Below are 23886 nucleotides of genomic sequence, written 5' to 3'. Positions count from 1 at the left end.
TGGATATGAATGAAGTTCACGTCATTGGACTCGGTGCTGGAGATTTAAATCAGCTGCCATTAGGGGTCTATCGAACACTGAAAAATGCAAAACAACTCTATGTCCGTACCGCGGAACATCCCGTTTTGCAAGAGCTGCAGACAGAGGGTTTGGACTATAAAAGCTTTGACGAGCTATACGAGAAGCATGACGATTTCGAACCGGTTTATCGTGAGATTACGGAGGAACTCATCCGCTTATCAGGAGAAGGTCCGGTCATGTATGCTGTTCCGGGACATCCATTAGTTGCGGAGCAGACGGTCCAATTCTTAGTCGAGGCTGAGAAAAAAGGCAGAGTTTCTTTGAAAATTGAAGGAGGTCAAAGCTTCCTTGACCCGATTTTTGCCGCACTTCGGATTGATCCAATTGAAGGGTTCCAGCTATTGGACGGGACAAGCTTCAAACGCGACGATGTCCGTATGGACCAACATGTACTGATTGCACAAGTGTATGATGCCTTTAGTGCATCAGAAGTGAAGTTGACGCTAATGGAAAAGTATGCAGACGATTACTTAGTTAAGATTGTGACCGCTGCCGGTTCTGCGAATGAAAAAATACTTGAAGTACCTCTATATGAACTTGATCGTTCAATGGATATCGACAATTTGACGACAGTCTATGTACCTCCAGTCCAACAACAAGAGGAACGTCTGAAGGAATGGACGACTTTCCGCGAAATCATTGCAAAACTTCGGAGCCCGGAAGGATGTCCATGGGATCGGGAACAGACACATGAATCCTTAAAGAAATACTTGATCGAAGAAGCATACGAGGTTTTGCAGGCAATTGATGATGAAGACGATGACGCTATTATCGAGGAGCTTGGCGACATTTTGCTCCAAGTATTCTTGCATGCCCAAATTGGAGAAGATCATGGCTATTTCAGTGTGGAAGACATATTGGAATCCATCAGTTCGAAAATGATTCGTCGTCATCCACATGTATTCGGGGATGTGTCAGTTGAGAATTCAGGAGAAGTCGTGAAAAACTGGCAGGCGATTAAGGCGGAGGAGAAGGGGAATAACAGTGAAAAGCCATTGTTGAAAGGTCAATTCCGTGCAGATTCGTCTCTTCTCACTTCATTCAACTATCAAAAGACTGCCGCTAAAGTTGGCTTCGATTGGCCGGATGTGAACGGGGCTTGGGAAAAATTCGAGGAAGAATGGCAGGAATTCAAGGACGAGACGGAGAATGGGACTAAGAAGGAGCAGACCGATGAGTTGGGGGATGTCTTCTTTACGCTCGTAAACCTTGCGAGATTCTTCAAAATATCGCCTGAGGAGGCGATGGCGGGGGCCAACCGGAAATTCTTCAACCGCTTCTCGTACGTCGAGCAAAAAGTATTGGAAGGACGAGGGGACTTCGCGGATTATACGCTGGAGGAACTGGACACCTTCTGGAATGAGGCAAAGACGCTGGAAAGGAAGTAAAAGATATGAGATTAGATAAGTTTTTGAAAGTTTCAAGACTGATCAAACGCCGTACGTTGGCTAAAGAGGTTGCTGACCAGGGACGGATTACGATTAACGGAAAGAAAGCAAAAGCATCCGCAGATGTAAAAGTCGGAGATGAATTATCAATTCGCTTTGGGCAAAAAGTCGTTACAGCGAAGGTGAATTTGTTGAAAGACACTGTAAAAAAAGACGAAGCCAATCTGATGTACACGATTTTAAAGGAAGAACGCCTTGAAAAAGTGGAGCCGGAATTTATTGACGACGAAGATTAAGACGTAGCGCCGCATATATTGCGGCGTTTTTCGTGCGAAAAAAAAGACCTACAATGGTGTAGATCTACTTAAACCAACCTTTTTCCTTAAAGCGAGATACGGCCTCGATACGATTGCTGACCTCTAATTTCTCGAGTATGAGAGAAACATAATTTCGTACGGTTCCCGTCGTTATATACATTTCCTTTGCAATCTCTTTCGTATTTTTACCTTCTGCAATCATGCTCAGCACTTGTGTTTCTCGTTCGGTTAATGGGTTTTCTTCTTCATAAGCCATATCGACAAGCTCCGGTGAGTAAATTCTTCTTCCTTCCATAATAATCCGGATGGAATTCGCAAGCTCTTCACTTGGACTATCTTTCAGCAAATAACCGCCAACCTTCGCTTTCCTGGCCCGTTCAAAGTAGCCGGGACGGGCAAATGTCGTTAATATTATGATTTTCGTCGGGAAGTCCTTCAGTTCTTCAGCCACTTCTAATCCGCTTTTTTGGGGCATTTCAATATCCATTATGCAAATATCAGGCTTTAATTGTTGAATAAGCTGAAGTGCCTCGACCCCGTTTTTCGCTTTTCCTACTACTTCCATATCTTCTTCTAAGTCGAGCAAGGAACCCAGTGCACCTAATAACATACGCTGATCTTCCGCAATGACAATCCGAATCATCGATTATCCTCCTCTTCGTCCGGTATGGAAACAGTAGGAACTTTAATCGTTAATAAGGTTCCTCCACTCGATTGGAGATCCAATGTACCGTTTATAAAGTCCAGCCGTTCCCGCATTCCTTTTAAACCGTTGCCCGCATTAAATTGTTTCTCATCGATACCAATACCATCATCTTTTATACGCATGATCAGTTCAGAATCGACCATTTCAAAAGTCACATCACAGGAAGTAGCCTTACTATGTCTCACAACATTATTAACTGCTTCTTTCAGGCACATGCTTAAGACGTTTTCTAAAATTATCTGCAATCCCATAATCGTATCCATTCCTTTAAACGTGGAATCGATTTCAGCAGCTTTTAAAATTTGTCTTACCCGAATGATTTCGTCCTCCAGTTTGGTCCCACGCATTTTTGATACAATATCCCGTACTTCAGATAAGGCAAAACGAGCGGTTTGTCGAATGTCATTGAGTTCATTCTTGGCAGAAGTCGTGTCCCGATCTACTAATTTATAGGCCAAGTCGCTTTTTAAACCGATCAGCGACAATTTTTGTCCGAGTATGTCATGCAAATCTCGAGCGATTCGCTGCCTCTCTTCAATTTTAACGAGTTCTGCAATTCTCTTGTTGGCATCTTCTAATTTTACTTCTAGTACTTCCTGCTTGTTCCGGTTGTACGAAGTTAACGGAAGTAAAATGACTCCGATCACACAAATAAGTATAAACGGTAGTTGGGTAAGGAAGATTTCTGTTTGAAAGAAGAACCCCAAATTGAGAGAGGCGATCGTTGCTGCCAAATGTATTGTGTATAAGGTGGTAAAACCCGCTTTATTCTGAATATTACCGATAAACAAAGCTAAAAACAGAGAGAAGTAGATATAGCCGAACAAAATTGTCATGGCCACACATAGTATAATTTGCAACGCTCCGAATACATACAACGGCCAGCCTTTATACATGAAAGAGAAACGATAGAATACTAAGAACAGTAGAATCATGATTATCCCGATTGTGATTTCTATAGGAGACTTGGATGATTTGAAAATAAAGTAAAAAGGCAAAATACAAAAGATAATCCAAACATATACACTTAGTCCTGTCTGTTTGGGGAAAATATGAAACCAATTTCGCATAATGTTCTCCTGACTTTGTGATGCTTTGAGTATACAAGAAAAACCATTCTAATTGCTAAGAATGGTTTTTCTACTTACTAATTTATATTGACGTTTTCATTATTAAGTTTCTTCTTTTCATTGGCCAGTAAATGCTTAATTTCTTTAAACGTTACAAATTTCTTTTGATCTTCATCGAATAAGCGGAAACGGATAGATTCCAAACTTGTTTTTAATGTAATCGTCGTTGCTTTGTGTAACGGTGGAGTAGATTCATGGGCTTGCTCCAGCTTATAATTCGGTACTCGCGGAGCTAAGTGGTGCACATGGTGGAACCCGATGTTTCCTGTAACCCATTGCAGCACTTTTGGTAACTTGTAGTACGAACTGCCATCTACTGCAGCCTTTACGTAATCCCAATCTTCTTCATGCTCAAAGAAAGAATCCTCAAATTGGTGTTGTACGTAAAACAGCCAAATCCCTAATGCTCCCGCTACGAAAAAGATGGGAGTTTGAATTAACAGGAATGCCTGCCAACCGATTGCCCAGATTAAAAGAACGGAAATGACAATGATCGAGATATTGATCAAATACGTATTGCGTCTTTCTTTCGGTTTGGGATCTTTTCGGTTTAACCGGTTTGTAACTAAAAATAAATAGGCTGGACCTAATACGAACATGACAAACGGATTACGGTAGAGTCGATAAGACAATCTACCCCAGAACGATGCTTCTACGTACTCATTTACTGTCATTACCCATATATCACCTGTTCCGCGCTTATCCAAGTTTCCGCTTGTTGCGTGATGAATGGAATGCTCGCGCTTCCACTTCTCATATGGGAACATCGTAATTATTCCGCTAATGGTTCCAACAATGGCATTTGCTTTTTTACTTTTGAAAAAGGACTGATGGCAGCAATCATGGAAAATGATGAAAATCCGAATGACAAAACCTGCAGCCAATACGGAGAATGCTAACGACAACCAATAAGATACTTCTAAGCTCAAATAAGCTGCAATCCATAGTAGAAAGAAGGGAGGAAATGTATTGATCATTTGCCGGATGCTATTTTCCAGATCCGAACCTTCAAAAGGGGCAACAGTCTTACGTAATTCAGCAATTTTTTGTTTATTACTACTCATGTTGATCCTCCTATACGTACAATTATTAGCTGATCAGATACCTCAGCCATTCTTATATATAGCGTAAAGGGAAAAAAGGTTTAAAAAAAGGCATAATCGTCAAGTAGGACACATGACAAGTGTCATGTGTCCCTGATGAGTTAACTGAGTATAGTGGAACAATTTTGTTCGATTATTTATCGTTCCATTTAAATTCACGCGGTAAATTCCAGTTAAAGTAAACGGATAACATTCGTAAAATCACAATGACCGGTAAAAGGATGAATATAGTATAAGGTCCTTCTATTAAATTCAAACCTATTACGAGACCCCCCAAGATAGCCCACAGGGCATAAATCTCTTTTTGAAAAATCATCGGTTTTCGGCCAGCTAATAAATCCCTAAGCATTCCACCACCTGTCCCAGTTAAAGTTGCCGCGATGATGACAGCAACAAAAGGCGCTTGAATCGATACAGCATAATTTGCACCTTGAATAGCAAATGCACCCAAGCCGATGGCATCAAATAAGATCACCCACATTTGCCATTTCCGAATCCATTTACTCGGTAAGATGAAGACAATAGAAATGGCTAAAACTGCAACACCAAACAAAACTTCCTGATTCCAAATGATTTCAAGTGGTATTCCGATTAATAGATTCCGGATAAGTCCACCACCAAAAGCCGTGACAACTCCTAAAACGAAAACACCTAATATATCGTAATCTTCTTCCATGGCGACAAGAGCACCACTGATTGCAAAAGCCAAGGTCCCGATGATGTTGAGGGCTTCCCAAGTTAATGTCAATGTCATCTCTCCCTCTATCTATATCTGCGGTATACTGATCGATTTACACTATATATAGTATAGCCAATAAACCTTTTAAATTTTAGAAACTTGACAGACAACCTGTCATGTTTTTTTCTTTGTGGACATACAGTATAGGGAAACACGAAGAAGCAAAGGAGGAAAAAAACACATGCAAATCCAAACTGATAGCCCGACTTACACAATCCCTTCCGGAGATCACTTAATATCGCTACGAAATCGGAAGCGGATGGATTTAACATCAGTAAAAGAAATCGAACGATTTGACCAAGAAGAATTCTCGGTACGTACATCTCAAGGACAGCTGCAAATCAAAGGGGAAGATCTACGCATCGTCCACTTGGATGTGGACAAGGGCCTTCTAACATTAGAAGGTAATGTGCGCTCCCTCAATTACGATGAGGACGACAAGATCGGCTCCAAAAATTTGCTGCATAAATTATTTGGATGACGGTTTCGCTTCAATTCATCAGTTTGCTGGTGATGATGGCATGCGGCATTTTGACTGCTGCGGGTGTCGATGCCATACGTTTCCTATATAGCCACGCCAAGCCCGGTTCAATCATTTACCGAATGAGTAATCTCTTGGAGGTGGCAGCGTGGCTCTTATTGGGGATTGGGACGTTCTATGTACTATTCGAAATCCGGGACGGGGCATGGAGGATATACGATCCACTTGCTCAGATTGCCGGAATATTCTTGTATGAATCTATTTTCCAACGTCCTTTCCGTTTTACGGGTAGAGTCATCAGAAATGTTCTATTTAGGCCAATTTGGCTAATTATTCGCTTCATCATCCATGTGATTCTAAAAATCGTTCAAGTCATACAAAAGATTTTGCTTCTGATCGTGAGACCTTTTAAAAGATTAATAGAATTATTGGCAAAGACCCCCTTAAAAAAGAAACGAAAATAGTTTATAATGGAATAACCATTAAAGACTGTCAGGGGGGTTCTATGTTGGGTGCAAGAAAAGAGAAGAACAAATCATCGCAAATTGCATCCATCAATACCGATTATGTCCGGGCAGTCGTCCGCAAGGAGCAGCGCCAAAGAGCTCATCGGGTCCGTCTATATAGAAGGCTCGCAGTGTTCGGCATCCTTGTCGTACTGACTGCAATCGGTATTGGTTCCATGATGTTCTCGCAGACTAAAACGCTTGCTGCAATAGAGCAGGAAAAGGCGGAAGCTCTCGAGAGATTGGAAGAGGTGCAGGAAGAACAGGAAATACTGAAGCACCAGATTACCAAGTTAAATGACGATGAGTACATCGCCAAATTAGCCCGCAAAGAATACTACCTATCCGAGGATGGGGAAATTATCTTTGCCATTCCCGAAAAAGACAAAAAAGGGAAGGAAAATAAGGACGGAAAAGAGTAGTCTTGTTGACACTCTTTTTTTGTTGGCTATAATTAAAGTAAGATTCTAGTATTTGTAAAGAGTCATGAATATGTTGCAAGGCTTCCAAAGGAAGCCCGCTTATCACTTAAGGAGGAGCATTTTTTTTATGTCAATTGAAGTAGGCAGCAAGGTACAAGGGAAAGTCACAGGGATTACTAATTTCGGAGCATTCGTCGAGCTGCCAGGTGGCTCAACAGGCCTCGTCCATATCAGTGAAGTTGCTGATAATTATGTAAAGGACATCAATGACCACTTGAAGGTCGGGGACCAAGTTGAAGTGAAAGTGATGAATGTCGGTACAGATGGAAAGATTGGCCTTTCCATTCGTAAAGCGAAGCCTCAGGCTGAGCGTCCAGAGCGTCCGGAGCGTCCTCATCGACCTCGCCAAAATCGCTCCAATGATCGCAACGCCCCAGGCAAAGAAAACTTCGAACAGAAGATGGCGCGCTTCCTAAAAGACAGCGAAGATCGTCTATCTACATTAAAACGGGCAACCGAATCCAAACGCGGTGGACGCGGAGCGAGAAGAGGGTAACTTGCTGCTGTTTCAATCCAAGACAATTTCTATATAGGCGGCCCATTCATGGGTTGCCTTTTTTGCATTTAGATAAAGGATTTTCAATTGTACAAGTCGAATTTCTTCATATTCGGAAGGAGATGAAGTAATGACTAAACAAGAAATTCTAATTCACCAACAAGACTATCTATTTTGGTTGGAATCCCTCAAAGCGATGCCGGAAGAAACTGCAACGAAACCGTTTCTGGAAGGGAAATGGTCTCCGAAGGAAATCCTCATGCATATGGCGGAATGGGATCGATACACCCGTGAAGAACGTCTTCCCCTTATGAAAGAAGGAGGCGAATTAGAGGACATTCCGTTTGAACCATTCAACGAAAGTGCCGCAGCAGAGGGCCGGAAGCTGATATTCGTTGAAGTCATCCGACACGCGAAAGAAGAGCGTCAAAAAATCAAGGATCAATTACAAGCAATTGAAGAAGTTGATTGGACGAAAGAATTCAAAATTGGAGATTATCCAATGACGATCCTACAGTATTTCGCGGATTTTGTATGGCACGACAACCATCATAAGGAACAAATCGAATCCGTTCGACATACTTCCGTCTAATCCAAAAAAGCGGCGTCCAGAGGAGAGGCCGCTTTTACTATTTTCTTTTAAGAAGAGTTTCGGAGCTATTGTTTATTATTAGGGTTGGAAGGCTAAGTTCGCCGCGTCCTGCGGCAACGCCTTCCTGACCGACTTCGTATCGGCCCCGCCACATCCTGTGGCAACGGACGCATGACCCGCATCGTGCGGGCCCGAAAGCATCCGCCAGCAGTGCATTGATAGAAGCCGCTATTAATTGACACAAAAAAAGAAGAGGCTCATTTGAGTCTCTTCTCATTCATAAATTATATGGCGGCAGAGGGGATCGAACCCCCGACCTTACGGGTATGAACCGTACGCTCTAGCCAGCTGAGCTACGCCGCCGCTGAAACAACAATACTTATATTACAAGCGCTAAAGCTTCCTGTCAACAAGAAATAATAATTCATCAGAAAACCATTTTTTGCGTCGAAATCTTTTTTTCTTTCACTGCCACGAACAGACAAACTTTCATGCATAAAACCCCTTATACTCATGTCAATGTAGCAAAGGGGGAGTTTCAAATGAGAGTATGGAGTAACGACTTGCAAACCCACAGCCCCATAACGAAATGGGTGGAGGCTGTCCGGAAAAGGAAGGTCAAAATCTGGATGTCGATCACCTTTCTATTCTGTTCCTTTTTTCTGTCCCAAGCCGTACTGTTCGAGGCAGTTGTCCCGTTCTTCCTTCCAATCTGGGCGCTGACCGTCAAACGGTATCCAGCCTATTTACCCTGGACATTTGCTGGTGGAATGGCAGGCAGCCTCATGTTAGGTTTAGGAGAGACAACTATCCATCTATTACAGATCGCTCTCTTCCACTTCCTATTTCAGGCCAACTTTTTCAAAAAATACATTCCATTTACGGTTCTTTTAGCAGTGGTTGCCGTGCAGACAGGGTGGCAGCTACTATCCTATAGTGGACAAGTCCCGTTTTTCGTTTGGATGTTCGTTACGTATGAAGGAATTCTTACATTATTTATGACGTTATTCTTGTTTTTATTCTTCAAGCCAATCCATCAATTTCTTCATGACCGTTGGACCTTTGAACGTTTAGCGGCGGCATTCATCATCTGTGCAATGATTTTGACGGGGATGGACAACATGGTGCTGGGATACGTATCCGTTCCGGTCATGGCGATTCATCTCATTATACTCTTGGCTGCATCCATCGCCGGACTGCCAATCGCTACAGCCGTAGCTACCATTGTAGGGATGATTGTCAGCGTCTCTAATCTTTCGTTCAGTGGAATGATTGCCGTTTATACGTTGACCGGTCTTTGTGCAGGACTTTTCCATCGTTGGGGAAAGCCGGGGATTTCAATAGGAGCGATTCTTTCGAGTTTATTCTTTTTGATGTACGATGCGACACTGCCGATTGATAGTACGTATTTCATATCAATTGCAACCGCCTCATTCGTCTATTTTATCGTTCCGAATAGCTGGATTAGTTATTGGAAGGATCAGCTATTTCCAAATCGGGTTTCCACCGTCTTTAAACGTCAAGAATGGCTGACAGATCGCATTAACCGTCAGCTCTCAGACTTTCATCAGTTTGTGGACTTTATGTCCCAAGTCGTAAATGAACGATTTTCCCCGGCGAAGGAGGAAACTGTAAAGCTATCGTTCGAAGAACCTTTATCAATTTGTCAAACATGTTTCCGGAAAGATAAATGCTGGGGCGCTAAAAATAACGGAATGGCTGAAACGATTGAGGAATGGATCGTAGCAAAAGGATCTGCAAAAAAAGCAATGCGCCATAAGGTTGACGAAAAAATCAATTATAAATGCGTACGCTCTTCAGGACTTATTACCGAACTTGAAGAAGAGATTACAAGCAGGATGCTTACTGGGCAAATGCATCACGGAAAGAAGATGCTGGCACTTCAGCTTCGGGATATGGGAAGGCACTTAGATCATATGATTACAGATATTAAAGAGGGGATGACGTCGTTTAAGTTGGAGGAAGAGGAAATCTCAAACAAATTAAATGAGCTCAATATCCAGCACTTCCAAGTGGATGTATTGTCTGAGGAAAAGGGTTCGCGAAAGATCATTATTTGCCTGCCTGAAAAAAAGGCTGATTGGGAAACAGATCAAACACTGACGGAAAGATTCATCCTACCCGCGTTATATGACATGTACAAAGAACCGTTTGAAATCACCCGCTCAGATTTTAAGAAGGAGCCGTTCCCTCATCAGCAGATTTCACTTTCCTCAGCAGTCCGCTTCAAGATGGATTACGCAGTGTTGTCATCTTCAAAGAATGGTACGATCTATGCAGGTGATGCACATGCGGTCTTTCCGCTTCATAACGGATTAACCGCAGTTGTCCTTTCAGATGGGATGGGACAAGACATCAATGCTTATAAAGAAAGCCGGAAAGTGATCCGTTTGATGCGTGAGTGCCTCAATCGGAAGATGGATCCGGAAACTGCCATGCATACACTTCATTACGTAATGTCATTGAAGGAAGGAAATGATTTGTATGCTACAGTGGACTTAGGGCTATTAGATTTACAAGAAGGGCAATTATGGTCATATAAGGCAGGATCAATGTCTACCTATATAAAAAGAGGGAAAGACTTCTCCAAGATTGAAAGTGAATCCTTGCCAGTCGGGTTTCTGCCGTCTTTTAATATTGAAGCAAAGAAGAAGAAGCTAAAATCGGGTGATCTCATTGTGATGATGACTGACGGGATGTTTTCTCCGGACGTACCGATTGAAAAACAAGAAAATGTACTATATAACTTATTGCAAAGGGCCGAAGATTGGGATACGAACCGAATTGCCGAAGCAGTCATGCATGAAATGACGAGAAAGTATAAGCATGCGGCAGATGACCGGACGATTATCGTGATGAGGCTGGATCATACTGTACCGGAATGGTCCATATTCTCCCCATCGTCCAAACATCGGGTTATTTCCCGGGAAACGGCGGTCCAGTAAATCAAGGAGGAACGCGCATGAAAATACGGAATCAGGTTTTGTCATTTATAAGAGAACATAGTCTGATTCAAAATGGAGACCGTGTATTGGTCGCTTGTTCCGGTGGATCGGATTCGATGGCGCTCCTTCATTTTCTGCATGAGGAAAGAAATAGCTTGCATATAGATGTTTCGGCTGTACATGTGAATCATATGTTAAGAGGGGAAGAATCAGAAGAGGATTGCCGCTTCGTGGAACGTTTCTGTTCGGAGCGGCTTATTCCTTTCTACGGCAGGGCTATTCCCATTCCTGATCTATTGGCAGTTGAAAAGGGTAATCTACAGGCAATATGCCGACGGGAGCGATATAATTATTTTGAAGAAGTGATGATTGAAGGAGAATTCAATGTTCTTGCCTTAGCACACCATGCGGACGACCAACTTGAAACGGTGCTGATGAACATAGTCAGAGGTACAGCCCTTAACCGGTCACCGGGAATGCAAATCAGTAGAGACATCAGTAACAGAAAACTGATTCGGCCGTTTATGGGCATTACTAAAATGGATATTCTTCGTTATATAGATGAGCAAGGTCTTGCTTTTAGGGAAGATTCAAGTAATTTGAAAGACAATTACACCAGGAATCGATTCAGGCATCATATCCTCCCGCTTATAAAAGAGGAAAATGAAAATGCTTCACATTCAGCAGTTAAATGGGCAGAGAGACAGAATGAAGATGAACGTTTTATGAACGAGCTCGCAGAAATGGAATTCAATAAGGCTGCAAAGCCCGATGGAAAAGGCGGAATAACCCTTGATACTGTTCAATTCAGCCGAATCCCACCAGCTTTACAAAGGCGGACCGTTCTACTACTATTAAACTATCTATATGATCAGTCGCAAATCGGGAATCAGCTGATCGAAGCCGTCTGGAATCAGTGCAAATCTGCTGATGGAAATGCCGAATTATATTTGCCGGATGGGACAAAACTTATTCGTCGATATCAGACTGTGCATTTAGAAAGGCATCCGGAAGAGCAACAGAAGACTGAAGCTCTTCATTTCCCAATTGATACATGGATTGATGCGGGAAACGGGATTCGTCTGAAATGGACTCGAACGGATTCGGGTGAAGATGAACATCCGTCGATGGAACGATGGTTCTTCAATCTGCATCCAGACGAACAGCCTTTGTGTGTTCGAGCCAGGAAAGAAGGAGATAGAATCCAACTTCCAAAGTTGTCATCTCCTAAAAGAGTGTCTCGGGTATTCATCGACGCAAAAGTCTCGATAGAACAAAGGGAGCAGCTGCCGCTGATCGTCTCGGCAAAAGATGAAGTGTTGGCGATTCCAACATTTCGTTATGGAAATCGTTTTTCTTCAGTGTGTAAAGGGAATGAATCATACATACTGTTTGTGGCGGACCAATTTTAACAGGAACTATAGGAGGAAGAACTATGATTGGTAATGATATTGAACAAATTTTGATAACGGAAGAGGAGCTGCAAACAAAAATCCGCGAACTTGGGGAAGTTTTGACTGCCGAGTACGCTGACAAGTTTCCACTTGCTATTGGTGTGTTGAAAGGCGCGATGCCATTCATGGGCGATTTGATGAAGCGGATTGATACGTACATAGAAATGGACTTTATGGATGTCTCGAGCTATGGAACCGCAACTGTGTCCTCTGGTGAAGTCAAGATTGTAAAGGACTTGAACACAAGTGTTGAAGGACGTGACATCCTCATTATTGAAGACATTATAGACAGTGGCCTGACACTAAGTTATTTAGTTGATCTCATGAAATACAGAAAGGCGAAATCCATTAAAATCGTAACCCTATTAGATAAACCAACTGGACGCAAGGTCGACTTGAAAGCAGACTATGTAGGATTCATCGTGCCTGATGCATTTGTAGTCGGATATGGATTAGATTACGCAGAAAAGTATAGAAATCTTCCGTACATCGGAGTGTTAAAGCCTGAAATTTATTCGTTCTAATAGCCAGGAATATAAAGGAACGGAATGGCTGTGTACGAGTTAATGGCAAAAGGCTTATCTTTTGTAAGCCGAATTACTCTTATGTTAAGATTTAGTATAGTTTTCTGTTAACCGCGTGAGGAGGCTCGGGATGAATCGAATATTTCGATACACGATATTTTATCTGTTAATTTTCCTCGTGATCATTGGGATTTTTGGGACGTTTAACAACACTAACCAGAAGACCGAGGACTTGAGTTATAGTAAGTTTATTTCTACCCTTGAAGAAGGCCAGGTTAAGGAGTTAAGCCTGCAGCCGGATAATGGGGTCTATATTGTAAGCGGAGTGTTGAGAAACGCCAAAGAAGGGGAAACCTTTACGGCGAAAATCCCATATAATGATCCGCAAATCTTAAGTGATATCCGTGCAACAGCTGCAGCAACGGATGTAGAGGTGCTCGAAGCGCCTGAAACAAGCGGTTGGGTGCAGTTTATTACTGGGCTGATTCCGTTTATCATTATTTTCATCCTATTCTTCTTCCTACTGAACCAAGCACAAGGCGGCGGTAATCGCGTCATGAACTTCGGTAAGAGTAAAGCGAAGCTCTATCATGACGAGAAGAAGAAAGTACGCTTCAACGATGTTGCGGGCGCAGATGAAGAAAAAGCCGAACTGGTAGAAGTGGTAGATTTCCTGAAAGATCCACGGAAATTCGGTGAAATCGGTGCACGTATTCCAAAAGGGATCTTGCTCGTTGGACCACCAGGTACCGGTAAAACGTTGCTTGCTCGTGCGGTAGCCGGTGAAGCCGGTGTACCATTCTTCTCAATCAGTGGTTCCGACTTCGTTGAAATGTTTGTCGGTGTCGGTGCATCCCGTGTACGTGACCTTTTCGAAAATGCTAAGAAGAATGCTCCGTGTATTATCTTCATTGACGAAATCGATGCGGTCGGCCGTCAACGTGGCGCTGGTCTCGGTGGCGGACATGACGAACGTGAACAAACTTTGAACCAATTGCTCGTTGAAATGGACGGTTTCGGTGCGAATGAAGGAATCATCATCATCGCAGCAACAAACAGACCTGACATTTTAGACCCTGCACTTCTACGCCCAGGACGTTTTGACCGTCAAATTACGGTTGGCCGCCCAGATGTTAAAGGCCGTGAAGCTGTTTTGCAAGTACATGCACGCAACAAACCGCTCGATGAAACAGTGGACTTAAAGGCAATTGCCCAACGTACTCCTGGTTTCTCCGGTGCGGATCTTGAAAACTTATTGAACGAGGCAGCTCTTGTGGCAGCCCGCCGAAATAAGAAGAAAATTGATATGTCGGATATCGATGAAGCAACTGATCGAGTGATTGCCGGTCCTGCTAAGTCGAGCCGAGTCATATCTGAGAAGGAACGCCGCATTGTCGCGTGGCATGAAGCTGGGCACGTGGTCATCGGTCTCATGCTTGACGAAGCGGAAATGGTCCACAAAGTCACGATTGTTCCTCGCGGCCAAGCTGGCGGATATGCTGTTATGCTTCCGAAAGAAGACCGTTACTTCATGACAAAACCGGAATTGCTCGATAAGGTAGCCGGCTTGTTAGGTGGTCGGGTTTCAGAGGATATCGTGTTCGGTGAAGTATCAACCGGTGCACATAATGACTTCCAGCGTGCGACTGGCATTGTCCGTTCGATGGTTACCGAATATGGGATGAGCGATAAGCTTGGACCGTTGCAATTTGGCCAATCACAGGGCGGAAATGTATTCTTAGGACGCGACTTTAACTCGGAGCAAAATTATTCCGATGCGATTGCTTATGAAATCGATCAGGAAATGCAACGTATGATCAAAGATCAATATGAGCGCACAAAGCAGATTCTGACTGAAAAACGCGATCTTTTAGATTTGATCGCTACTACATTGCTTGAAGTTGAAACGCTCGATGCAGCTCAGATCAAGCATTTGCAAGAGCATGGTACTCTTCCGGAACGTCCATACGACAAGAAAGCGGAAGATACAGTGGATAGCGAATCCGAAGAAGTGAACCCGGATATCACTAACGCTCCGAACGATCCTTCAACAGGCGACTTGCCAAGGGAACGCGGAGACAGTGAAGATACCGGACCGATTCAAGAAGAGCGCAAATAATTGACCAATTAGCTGATTGACTTCCAAAAGGAGGTCAATCAGCTTTTTTATAGATACACAATTGTGGTATGATGTGTGGGAAAAAGCTTAAGTGAGGAAACTACGATGATTCTTGTTCTTGATACAGGCAATACGAATATTGTATTAGGCGTCTACGATGGAGACGATTTGAAGTACCACTGGCGGATTGAAACGGATCGGCATAAGACGGAAGATGAATATGGCATGCAGATCAAAGCTTTATTCACCCATGCCGGATTATCATTTGATCAGATTAATGGCATCATTATTTCTTCAGTTGTACCGCCGATTATGTTTTCTTTGGAAACTATGTGTAAAAAATATTTTACTATAACACCGCTCGTCGTTGGGCCTGGTATTAAAACTGGCCTTAATATTAAATACGAAAACCCTCGTGAAGTCGGCGCGGATCGGATTGTAAACGCAGTTGCGGCGATCCATGAATACGGCAGCCCACTTGTCATTGTAGACTTCGGCACTGCGACAACTTACTGTTATGTCAATGAAAAAGGTGAATACATGGGCGGGGCAATTGCTCCGGGAATCGGCATTTCAACTGAAGCCTTATTCACTCGTGCCTCAAAACTGCCGCGAATAGAAATTGCGAAGCCGGAACATGTTTTGGGAAAAAATACAGTAGCGGCTATGCAGGCTGGAATTGTCTTCGGTTATGTAGGACAAGTCGAGGGTATTGTGAACCGTATGAAGGCACAAAGTAAGAAGAAACCGACAGTCATCGCCACAGGTGGGTTGTCGAAACTGATTGCGAGTGAGACAGATGTCATTGATGTAGTGGATGATTTCCTTACATTGAAAGGACTGCAGCTGATCTACAAGCGAAATCAATAAAGGAAGAGGTTATGTAAAGTGAGTGATTACTTAGTTAGAGCGGTTGCTTTTAACGGATCAGTCCGAGCCTTTGCTGCGCGGACGACCGATACAATCGGAGAGGTTCAACGACGTCATATGATGTGGCCGACAGCTTCAGCCGCACTTGGACGCACGATGACTGCAGCTGTGATGATGGGTGCGATGTTAAAGGGTGAAGATAAACTGACGATCAAAGTCGAGGGGAAAGGCCCAATCGGTCCGATTATCGTTGACACGAATTCCAAAGGTGAAGTGCGTGGCTATGCAACAAACCCTCATATCCATTTCGATTTGAATGAAGTCGGAAAGCTGGATGTCCGTCGTGCAGTCGGTACGGAAGGAACACTCACTGTCGTGAAAGATTTAGGACTCCGTGACTTCTTTACAGGTCAAGTGCCAATTGTTTCGGGTGAAATTGCGGAAGACTTTACGTATTACTTCGCTACATCCGAACAAGTACCATCCTCTGTAGGATTAGGCGTACTCGTTAACCCCGATAATACGATCTTGGCGGCTGGCGGGTTCATCGTACAAGTCATGCCGGGTACGGATGATGAGACAATTACTGAAATTGAGAAGCATCTATCCGAAATGGAACCTGTATCCAAGCTGATCCAAAAAGGGCTATCCCCGGAAGAATTGTTGGAAGAAGTATTAGGGAAAGACAATGTAAGGGTACTCGATTCAATGCCTGTTAAATTCCAATGCACGTGCTCAAAGGAGCGTTTCGGTAATGCCATCCAAGGTCTCGGTGAGCAAGAAATTCGCGAAATGATCGATGAGGATGGAATGGCGGAAGCGCAATGTCATTTCTGTCTTGAAACATACCATTATTCGAAAGAAGAATTGGAAGGTTTTATCGATGAGTTACACAAGAACGACTAATCGTAATACTTCATCAGATCCAACAAAGAAGAAGCGGCTTAAAACAAAGCCGCTCCTTTTCCTAATCGCCATCTTATTGGCTGGCAATTTGCTGTGGTTCATCGCCTGGCTCATTCCGAACAATCCGGGAGGTAGTGAAACAGTTGCCTCCGTTGATGGGAAACCAATTACACGTGAGGAATGGATGGTCAAAATGGAGTCGATGGTCGGCAAGGAAGCACTGCTTGCCTTGGTGAATAGTCGAGTGATGGGAGCTGCCGCTGATAAGTTTGACATCCCAGTTTCTGATCAGGAAATCGATTTGGAAATCGCGTTGATTCGCTCGGCGCAAGACAGCACCGATACATCACTTCAGACTATGGACGAGGAACAACTACGAGACCGAGTCAAATCCCAACTGATTTTGGAAAAGGTGTTAACTAAAGATATTGTTATTGATGATCAGGAAATAAAAGACTATTACGAAACGAACAAATCGCTCTATAACATCCCTACTTCTTACCGGACAAGTATCATTGTGACTGAATCCAAGGAAGAGGCAGAGGCGGCATTTGCTGAGTTGGACAATGGATCAGCGTTTGATGTTTTAGCGCGCGAACGTTCAAAACACTATGCATCAGCAAGCCTCGGCGGGGATATTGGGTATGTCACAAAAGACATGAAAACATTGGATTCTGCAGTCGTCAAAACTGCCTCGGAATTGGGTGAAGGCAAGTGGAGCAAGCCGATAAAATTATCTGATGGTACATTCGCAATTGTCTTAGTGAAAGACATAGAAAAAGGGCAATCTTTCTCGTTTGAAGAGGTTAAAGATCATGTCCGAAGGGAACTCTCACTTGAGGAGCTACCTCAAACCGTTACGCCTGAGACATTTTGGGAAGAATTTGATGCTTCCTGGTTTTACGGTGAATCTTAATATACATACATATTGTAAACAAAAACCGGCTTATGCCGGTTTTTTGTTTGCTCTCCAATCGTCGGAATAAATGCAAAGGAAAAGGGAATATACTGTGAGAGGCAAACAAATTGACGTTTTTCAAAAATAGTCCGATAATATGAGTAAGAAAACCTATCAAGATAGTAGGGATTAAGGAGTGGGAATATGGCTAATGTAGGAAATTCAATTACAGAGTTGATTGGCAAAACACCGATTGTGAAGTTAAATCGTACAGCAGGACCTGACGATGCAGAAATCTATTTGAAATTGGAATATTTCAACCCCGGCAGCAGTGTAAAAGATCGTATCGCGCTTGCGATGATTGAAGCTGCTGAACGTGAAGGGAAATTAAAAGAAGGCGACACAATTATTGAACCGACAAGCGGTAACACGGGAATCGGATTAGCAATGGTTGCTGCAGCTAAAGGTTATAAGGCAGTACTTACAATGCCTGAAACGATGAGTATGGAACGCCGGAACTTATTACGGGCATATGGTGCAGAAATCGTCTTGACTCCTGGTCCTGACGGCATGAAAGGTGCAATTGCTAAAGCAACAGAATTGGCGGAAGAAAAAGGCTACTTCATGCCTCAGCAATTCAACAACGAGGCAAACCCGGAAGTTCACCGTTTGACAACTGGTCCTGAAATCGTAGAAGCGATGGATCAGCTGGATGCATTCGTTTCAGGTATCGGCACTGGTGGCACGATCACGGGTGCAGGAGAAGTCTTGAAAGAAGCCTTCCCTGATATTAAAATCTACGCAGTTGAACCAACTGACTCTCCTGTCTTATCAGGCGGCAAACCAGGCCCACATAAGATTCAAGGAATCGGTGCAGGTTTCGTTCCAGAAGTATTGGATACGAAAATCTACGATGAAATTATCCAAGTAACGAATGACCAAGCGTTTGAAACTGCTCGTAAAGTAGCCCGCCAAGAAGGAGTTTTAGGCGGAATCTCTTCTGGTGCTGCAATCTACGCTGCAATGGAGGTTGCGAAGAAATTGGGCAAAGGCAAAAAAGTCTTGGCAATTATCCCTTCAAACGGAGAGCGTTACTTAAGCACCCCTCTATATAATTTTGAAGACTAAAGCTGAATTACAGAAGAGAGGGCAATTGTCCCTCTCTTTTTTGCGTTCTCCGACGAATTTCCGATAAGATGAAGATGAAGATCTTTTAGGGGGAATACCTGTGAATTTGGAGCATTACACAAAAAATGTGGTGTTGAATGGACATGAATTTGATTTTAAAAAAGAGACTTATGTGATGGGGATTTTAAATGTCACGCCGGATTCGTTCTCGGACGGCGGAAAATATAATATGTTGGAAGATGCAGTGAACCATGCAAAACAAATGTTAGCGGACGGTGCGATGATCATTGATGTCGGCGGCGAGTCAACACGTCCCGGCTATACTGAAATCTCTGTTGAAGATGAACTGTCCCGAGTGGTCCCGGTGATTAAAGCCCTTCGAGAGGAAACGGATGCAGTCATTTCTATCGATACATATAAAGCTGAAGTTGCCCGTGGTGCTATTGAAGCAGGTGCTCACATCATTAATGACATTTGGGGAGCAAGGCGAGAGCCAGAAATTGCAAGAGTTGCAGCTGAACTGAATGTGCCGATTATTCTAATGCATAACAGGACGAACGAAGAGTACTACGAAGATTTCTGGACAGATGCGAAATCGGACTTGGAAGAAAGTATTACAATCGCGAAAGAGGCAGGCGTTCCAGAGAATCATATTTGGCTCGATCCGGGTATCGGTTTTGCCAAAAGCATGGAACAGAACGTTGTCATGATGCAGAAGCTGGATCTATTAACAGACATGGGTTATCCGGTACTCCTTGCCACTTCTAAGAAGAGAGTAATTGGAGCGGTGCTGGATCTACCTGTGGATGAACGTACAGAAGGAACGGGGGCGACGGTCTGTCACGGAATCCAATTAGGATGCCACATGGTCCGAGTGCATGATGTAAAGGAAATCAGCCGGATGGTCCGCATGATGGATGTTCTTGTAGGGAAAAAGCGGTTTAAGGAAGCTTAGGGGAGGATTTTTGATGGATTTTATTCACCTTAATAATATGGAATTTTACGGCTTTCATGGAGCTCTGCCAGAGGAGACAAGACTTGGTCAGCGTTTCAGGGTGAAACTGTCGATGGCGGTCGATTTGAAAGGTGCAGGAGAAACAGACGATTTAGAGCAGACAGTCAACTATGCCGAAGTATTCGACTTATGCCGAGCTATTGTAGAAGGCGAACCGAAGAAGTTGATAGAATCAGTTGCGGAGCGTATTGCCGGTGAAGTTCTTCGGGTTTATTCTGCTAAAGTAAAAGGTTGTAAAGTAACGTTAGTTAAACCCGATCCTCCAATTAGAGGGCATTATGAGTCTGTTGCAGTCGAGATTACCCGAGGTGATTTTGCATGAACCGCGCTTACTTATCACTCGGTTCCAATATGGGTGACCGGCTTGAATTACTGAAAAAGGCGGTTCATATGCTATATGAGCATGAAGCGATTCAGCTGGAAGATGTCTCCTCTGTCTATGAAACGGAGCCTGTCGGTTTAACTGACCAGCCTGCTTTTTTGAATATCGTCGTTGAAATCTCAACAAGTCTGACGCCTGTAGGTTTGCTCCAAGAGTGTCAACAGATTGAAGAAAATCTCGATCGTGTCAGAGTGGTTCGGTGGGGACCGCGCACAATTGACCTTGACATTTTGTTCTATAATCACGAAAATATTGAAACAGAGACATTAACCGTCCCTCATCCACGTATGCATGAGCGGGCGTTTGTTCTCGTTCCGCTTGCGGAAATTGCACCGGGGATTGCTCCGGTTCCAGTAGTAGGAACAGAAGGTGTCCAAATCTGGAAAACAGTTGATAGTGTCGAAGACTTTTTTAACATGTAACCCTTAACGGGAACTATACAACTAAGTTTATGCCTCACGGAAGGAATGATTAAGATGACAAACCAACAAGCACCGTTCCAAATTGGCGATATCGTCATGGATAACCGTGTAGTCTTGGCACCGATGGCAGGGGTTTGCAACTCAGCTTTCCGACTGACGGTCAAAGAATTCGGAGCTGGTCTTGTCTATGCTGAGATGATCAGCGATAAAGGGATCGTCCAAAAGAATAACAAGACAATGGACATGCTCCATATCGATGAGCGCGAATACCCACTTTCCCTTCAAATATTTGGAGGAGAAAAGGATACCCTCGTCGAAGCAGCCAAATATGTAGATCAATATACAAATGCCGATATTATCGATATAAATATGGGCTGTCCGGTCAACAAAATCATTAAATGTGAAGCCGGGGCGAAGTGGCTCTTAGATCCGAATAAAATCTATGAAATGGTCTCTGCTGTCGTCGATGCGGTCGACAAACCGGTTAGCGTAAAAATGCGACTCGGTTGGGATGAAGAGCACCTCTTCGGAGTTGAAAACGCACAAGCGGCAGAACGAGCTGGTGCAGCGGCGATTGCTGTTCACGGACGTACACGCGTGCAAATGTACGAAGGAAAGGCAAACTGGGATATGATCCGCCAGATGAAAGAGGCGGTTAACATTCCTGTCATCGGTAACGGTGACGTAGAAACACCGCAAGATGCCAAGCGAATGCTTGAATCAACTGGAGTGGACGGAGTGATGATCGGCCGAGCGGCACTCGGCAATCCATGGATGATCTATCGAACGGTCCATTACCTTGAAACAGGCGAATTGATAGCTGAACCGACAGCTTCGGAGAAGATTACAGTCTGCCGTCTTCATTTTGAGCGTCTGTTGGCCTTGAAAGGTGAATCGGTAGCTGTCCGAGAAATGCGTAAACATGCATCTTGGTATTTAAAAGGTGTACGAGGAAACGGGAAAGCTCGTAATTTGATCAATAAGACAGAAACTGCTGTCGAATTGGTTTCGGTACTAAACTCTCTCGCTGACGAATTAGTGGAAGGCGAATTACTGCAAGTGAACGCAGTCTGATATAAGAAGGGAGCTGCCGCTTTCATGGCGGCTTTTTTCTATTGAAGAATCTTTTAGAAAAATGGAAATACGGTCTCTTATCTTTAAATACGCATTAAAGGATGAAGAGAAAGGTTAAATTGTGTACAATTAATTCATTATGGACACCGGTAAATCGGAAAAGGAGTTGTAAAGTATGTCTCATTTAGATGAAACGAATGATCAAATATTGGTGAGACGCCAAAAGATGAGCGAAATCCGTGAGAGCGGACTCGATCCTTTCGGCGCACGATTCGAACGGACTCATTTATCAGACCAGATTATCGATAAATATGACGGACTTACAAAAGAGGAACTTGAAGAAGCTCAACCGGAAGTAGCAATAGCTGGCCGGATCATGACGAAGCGTGGTAAAGGGAAAGCCGGATTCGCGCATATCCAGGACCTTGGCGGCCAAATTCAGCTATATATTCGGAAAGATGCAATCGGTGAAGAAGCCTATCATTTGTTTGATACTGCCGATCTTGGTGATATCGTAGGTGCGAAAGGGAAAGTATTCCGTACAAATGCAGGTGAACTCTCTATTAAAGTGGAGGAATTCACCTTCCTGACGAAAGCACTTCGCCCACTGCCTGATAAATACCACGGTTTGAAAGATATTGAACAACGCTATCGTCAACGTTACTTGGACCTCATCATGACGGATGGCAGCAAACAAACTTTTATCACACGCAGTAAAATTATCCGTTCGATCCGCAATTACTTAGATAGTATCGGGTACTTGGAAGTTGAAACGCCTATGATGCATGCAATCGCAGGTGGAGCGGCGGCACGTCCGTTCGTTACACACCATAACGCACTCGATATGGAACTGTACATGCGGATCGCGATTGAACTACATTTGAAACGCCTGATTGTCGGTGGGCTTGAAAAAGTATATGAAATTGGACGAGTATTCCGGAATGAAGGAGTCTCAACTCGCCATAATCCAGAATTTACGATGCTTGAGCTTTACGAAGCATATGCAGACTACCGCGATATCATGGAACTTACTGAAAACTTAGTGGCCCATGTTGCTCAAGAAGTATTAGGGACAACGAAAGTAATGTACGGTGAAGACGAAATCGACCTATCATCTGGATGGGAACGTCTCCATATGGCGGATGCAGTCAAGAAATTCACAGGCGCTGACTTCTGGAAGCAAATGACGAAAGAAGAAGCACAAGCACTTGCGAAAGAACATGGCGTTGAAATTAAAGACACAATGGAAGTCGGCCATATCTTGAACGAATTCTTCGAACAGAAAGTTGAAGAGAGTCTTGTGCAACCGACATTCATCTTCGGTCATCCAGTGGAGATTTCTCCATTGGCTAAGAAGAACGAAGAAGACCCACGCTTCACAGATCGCTTTGAATTGTTCATTGTACGCCGTGAACATGCGAATGCTTTTACAGAATTGAACGATCCAATCGACCAGCGTGAGCGTTTCGAAGCACAGTTAAAAGAGAAAGAAGCAGGAAACGACGAAGCTCATGAAATGGATGATGACTTCATTGAAGCATTAGAATATGGTATGCCGCCGACTGGTGGTCTTGGAATCGGGATTGACCGTCTCGTCATGCTATTGACGAATGCACCATCTATTCGTGACATCCTTCTGTTCCCTCAAATGAGAAAACGCGACTAATATAAAGCGAATGAAATAGGATCTGCATCCTATCAGACGAGAAGAACATTCTTGTTCTGACAGGAGATTGCAGATCCTTTTCTCTTTCTAATGAAGAGGCGAACTTCCCGAATATTTCCTGCGAAAAAAGCTTGCGGTGTTATAAAGATGGTGGTATAGTAAAGAACGTTGTCACTTTAGCCGGCTTTGGAACTGCGAAAAAGAAGTTATAAAAAGTAGTTGACAAGAGGTTGCTAACTTGATAAGATATATAAGTCGCCAACGGGGCGATGAACAAAATGAACCTTGAAAACTGAACAGCAAAACGTCTAACAAACACTTGTTTTGATCCGACCTCCGTCGGACAAAACAGACAACAAATTTGGACATCATTATGATGCCAGCAAAACTTATGAGCTTAACTCATACTCTTTATGGAGAGTTTGATCCTGGCTCAGGACG

The 23886-nt window shown here is 43.5% G+C and carries 24 protein-coding genes and 1 tRNA gene; 20 read left to right on the top strand and 5 right to left on the bottom strand.

The window, feature by feature from the left end; translation table 11 throughout:
* Positions 1-5 precede the first annotated feature (5 nt).
* Positions 6-1469, top strand: coding sequence for a bifunctional methyltransferase/pyrophosphohydrolase YabN (yabN, locus tag ACFOZY_RS07340; protein WP_378153876.1), 1464 nt, complete (start codon positions 6-8; stop codon positions 1467-1469).
* A 5-nt stretch (positions 1470-1474) separates the two neighbouring features.
* Positions 1475-1765, top strand: a complete 291-nt coding sequence (locus ACFOZY_RS07335) for an RNA-binding S4 domain-containing protein (RefSeq protein ID WP_378153873.1) — start codon at positions 1475-1477, stop codon at positions 1763-1765.
* 64 nt (positions 1766-1829) lie between these two features.
* Here ACFOZY_RS07335 and ACFOZY_RS07330 read toward each other — a convergent pair whose 3' ends face one another.
* The 4 genes from ACFOZY_RS07330 to ACFOZY_RS07315 all read right to left on the bottom strand — a co-directional run bounded on the left by ACFOZY_RS07330 (position 1830) and on the right by ACFOZY_RS07315 (position 5479).
* Positions 1830-2429, bottom strand: a complete 600-nt coding sequence (locus ACFOZY_RS07330) for a response regulator transcription factor (protein WP_378153871.1) — start codon at positions 2427-2429, stop codon at positions 1830-1832.
* On the bottom strand, positions 2426-3562 hold the full coding sequence (locus ACFOZY_RS07325) for a sensor histidine kinase (protein WP_465251161.1): 1137 nt from the start codon (positions 3560-3562) through the stop codon (positions 2426-2428). Before ACFOZY_RS07325 ends, ACFOZY_RS07330 begins: the two co-directional genes overlap by 4 nt.
* A 77-nt stretch (positions 3563-3639) precedes the next feature.
* Positions 3640-4686 (bottom strand): Delta(5) desaturase DesA, encoded by a 1047-nt coding sequence (desA, locus tag ACFOZY_RS07320; protein WP_378153867.1) that lies wholly within the window; start codon positions 4684-4686, stop codon positions 3640-3642.
* Positions 4687-4858: 172 nt separating this feature from the next.
* The gene (locus ACFOZY_RS07315) at positions 4859-5479 is read right to left on the bottom strand and encodes a trimeric intracellular cation channel family protein (RefSeq protein WP_378153865.1); all 621 of its coding nucleotides are present in this window, start codon (positions 5477-5479) and stop codon (positions 4859-4861) included.
* A gap of 166 nt (positions 5480-5645) precedes the next feature.
* Here ACFOZY_RS07315 and yabP point away from each other — a divergent pair, with 166 nt between their 5' ends.
* From yabP to ACFOZY_RS07290, 5 genes are all read left to right on the top strand, one after another.
* Positions 5646-5945: a sporulation protein YabP gene (gene yabP / locus ACFOZY_RS07310; RefSeq protein ID WP_378153863.1), complete on the top strand. Its 300-nt coding sequence runs from the start codon at positions 5646-5648 to the stop codon at positions 5943-5945.
* Positions 5942-6409 (top strand): spore cortex biosynthesis protein YabQ, encoded by a 468-nt coding sequence (gene yabQ, locus ACFOZY_RS07305; RefSeq protein ID WP_378153861.1) that lies wholly within the window; start codon positions 5942-5944, stop codon positions 6407-6409. The genes yabP and yabQ overlap by 4 nt, the downstream gene beginning before the upstream one ends.
* 41 nt (positions 6410-6450) lie before the next feature.
* The gene (locus tag ACFOZY_RS07300) at positions 6451-6873 is read left to right on the top strand and encodes an FtsB family cell division protein (RefSeq protein WP_378153859.1); all 423 of its coding nucleotides are present in this window, start codon (positions 6451-6453) and stop codon (positions 6871-6873) included.
* A 127-nt stretch (positions 6874-7000) separates the two neighbouring features.
* Positions 7001-7429, top strand: a complete 429-nt coding sequence (locus tag ACFOZY_RS07295; RefSeq protein ID WP_378153857.1) for a S1 domain-containing RNA-binding protein — start codon at positions 7001-7003, stop codon at positions 7427-7429.
* Between the two features lie 130 nt (positions 7430-7559).
* Positions 7560-8021 (top strand): DinB family protein, encoded by a 462-nt coding sequence (locus ACFOZY_RS07290; RefSeq protein ID WP_378153855.1) that lies wholly within the window; start codon positions 7560-7562, stop codon positions 8019-8021.
* Between the two features lie 289 nt (positions 8022-8310).
* Here the strand turns inward: ACFOZY_RS07290 and ACFOZY_RS07285 are convergent.
* A tRNA-Met gene (locus tag ACFOZY_RS07285) sits at positions 8311-8384 on the bottom strand.
* Between the two features lie 179 nt (positions 8385-8563).
* Between ACFOZY_RS07285 and ACFOZY_RS07280 the strand changes: the two genes are divergently transcribed.
* The 13 genes from ACFOZY_RS07280 to lysS all read left to right on the top strand — a co-directional run bounded on the left by ACFOZY_RS07280 (position 8564) and on the right by lysS (position 23445).
* Entirely contained in the window at positions 8564-10987 is a 2424-nt protein-coding gene (locus ACFOZY_RS07280) for a SpoIIE family protein phosphatase (RefSeq protein WP_378153853.1), read from the top strand.
* 17 nt (positions 10988-11004) lie between these two features.
* Entirely contained in the window at positions 11005-12399 is a 1395-nt protein-coding gene (tilS, locus tag ACFOZY_RS07275) for a tRNA lysidine(34) synthetase TilS (protein ID WP_378153851.1), read from the top strand.
* A 23-nt stretch (positions 12400-12422) separates the two neighbouring features.
* Positions 12423-12965 (top strand): hypoxanthine phosphoribosyltransferase, encoded by a 543-nt coding sequence (gene hpt, locus ACFOZY_RS07270; RefSeq protein ID WP_378153849.1) that lies wholly within the window; start codon positions 12423-12425, stop codon positions 12963-12965.
* Positions 12966-13095: 130 nt separating this feature from the next.
* Positions 13096-15084, top strand: a complete 1989-nt coding sequence (ftsH, locus tag ACFOZY_RS07265) for an ATP-dependent zinc metalloprotease FtsH (RefSeq protein ID WP_378153847.1) — start codon at positions 13096-13098, stop codon at positions 15082-15084.
* 105 nt (positions 15085-15189) lie between these two features.
* A complete protein-coding gene (locus ACFOZY_RS07260; RefSeq protein WP_378153845.1) occupies positions 15190-15954 on the top strand; it encodes a type III pantothenate kinase in 765 nt (254 codons plus the stop codon).
* Positions 15955-15972: 18 nt separating this feature from the next.
* Positions 15973-16860 (top strand): Hsp33 family molecular chaperone HslO, encoded by an 888-nt coding sequence (gene hslO / locus ACFOZY_RS07255; RefSeq protein WP_378153843.1) that lies wholly within the window; start codon positions 15973-15975, stop codon positions 16858-16860.
* Positions 16838-17776 (top strand): peptidyl-prolyl cis-trans isomerase, encoded by a 939-nt coding sequence (locus ACFOZY_RS07250; protein ID WP_378153841.1) that lies wholly within the window; start codon positions 16838-16840, stop codon positions 17774-17776. Before hslO ends, ACFOZY_RS07250 begins: the two co-directional genes overlap by 23 nt.
* A 186-nt stretch (positions 17777-17962) precedes the next feature.
* On the top strand, positions 17963-18886 hold the full coding sequence (cysK, locus tag ACFOZY_RS07245) for a cysteine synthase A (RefSeq protein WP_378153839.1): 924 nt from the start codon (positions 17963-17965) through the stop codon (positions 18884-18886).
* A gap of 100 nt (positions 18887-18986) precedes the next feature.
* Complete coding sequence (gene folP / locus ACFOZY_RS07240) at positions 18987-19841, top strand: dihydropteroate synthase (RefSeq protein WP_465251160.1); 855 nt, start codon at positions 18987-18989, stop codon at positions 19839-19841.
* A gap of 13 nt (positions 19842-19854) precedes the next feature.
* Entirely contained in the window at positions 19855-20223 is a 369-nt protein-coding gene (gene folB, locus ACFOZY_RS07235) for a dihydroneopterin aldolase (protein WP_378153837.1), read from the top strand.
* Positions 20220-20705: a 2-amino-4-hydroxy-6-hydroxymethyldihydropteridine diphosphokinase gene (gene folK, locus ACFOZY_RS07230; RefSeq protein WP_378153835.1), complete on the top strand. Its 486-nt coding sequence runs from the start codon at positions 20220-20222 to the stop codon at positions 20703-20705. Before folB ends, folK begins: the two co-directional genes overlap by 4 nt.
* A 54-nt stretch (positions 20706-20759) precedes the next feature.
* Complete coding sequence (gene dusB, locus ACFOZY_RS07225) at positions 20760-21779, top strand: tRNA dihydrouridine synthase DusB (protein ID WP_378153833.1); 1020 nt, start codon at positions 20760-20762, stop codon at positions 21777-21779.
* Positions 21780-21954: 175 nt separating this feature from the next.
* A complete protein-coding gene (gene lysS / locus ACFOZY_RS07220; RefSeq protein WP_378153831.1) occupies positions 21955-23445 on the top strand; it encodes a lysine--tRNA ligase in 1491 nt (496 codons plus the stop codon).
* Positions 23446-23886: the final 441 nt, after the last annotated feature.

The sequence above is a fragment of the Chungangia koreensis genome (assembly GCF_042651785.1).
Classification (GTDB): Bacteria; Bacillota; Bacilli; order Bacillales_A; family Planococcaceae; genus Chungangia; species Chungangia koreensis.
Note: the sequence above shows the minus strand (reverse complement) of the source record. Positions and strands in the feature narration are given on the sequence as shown.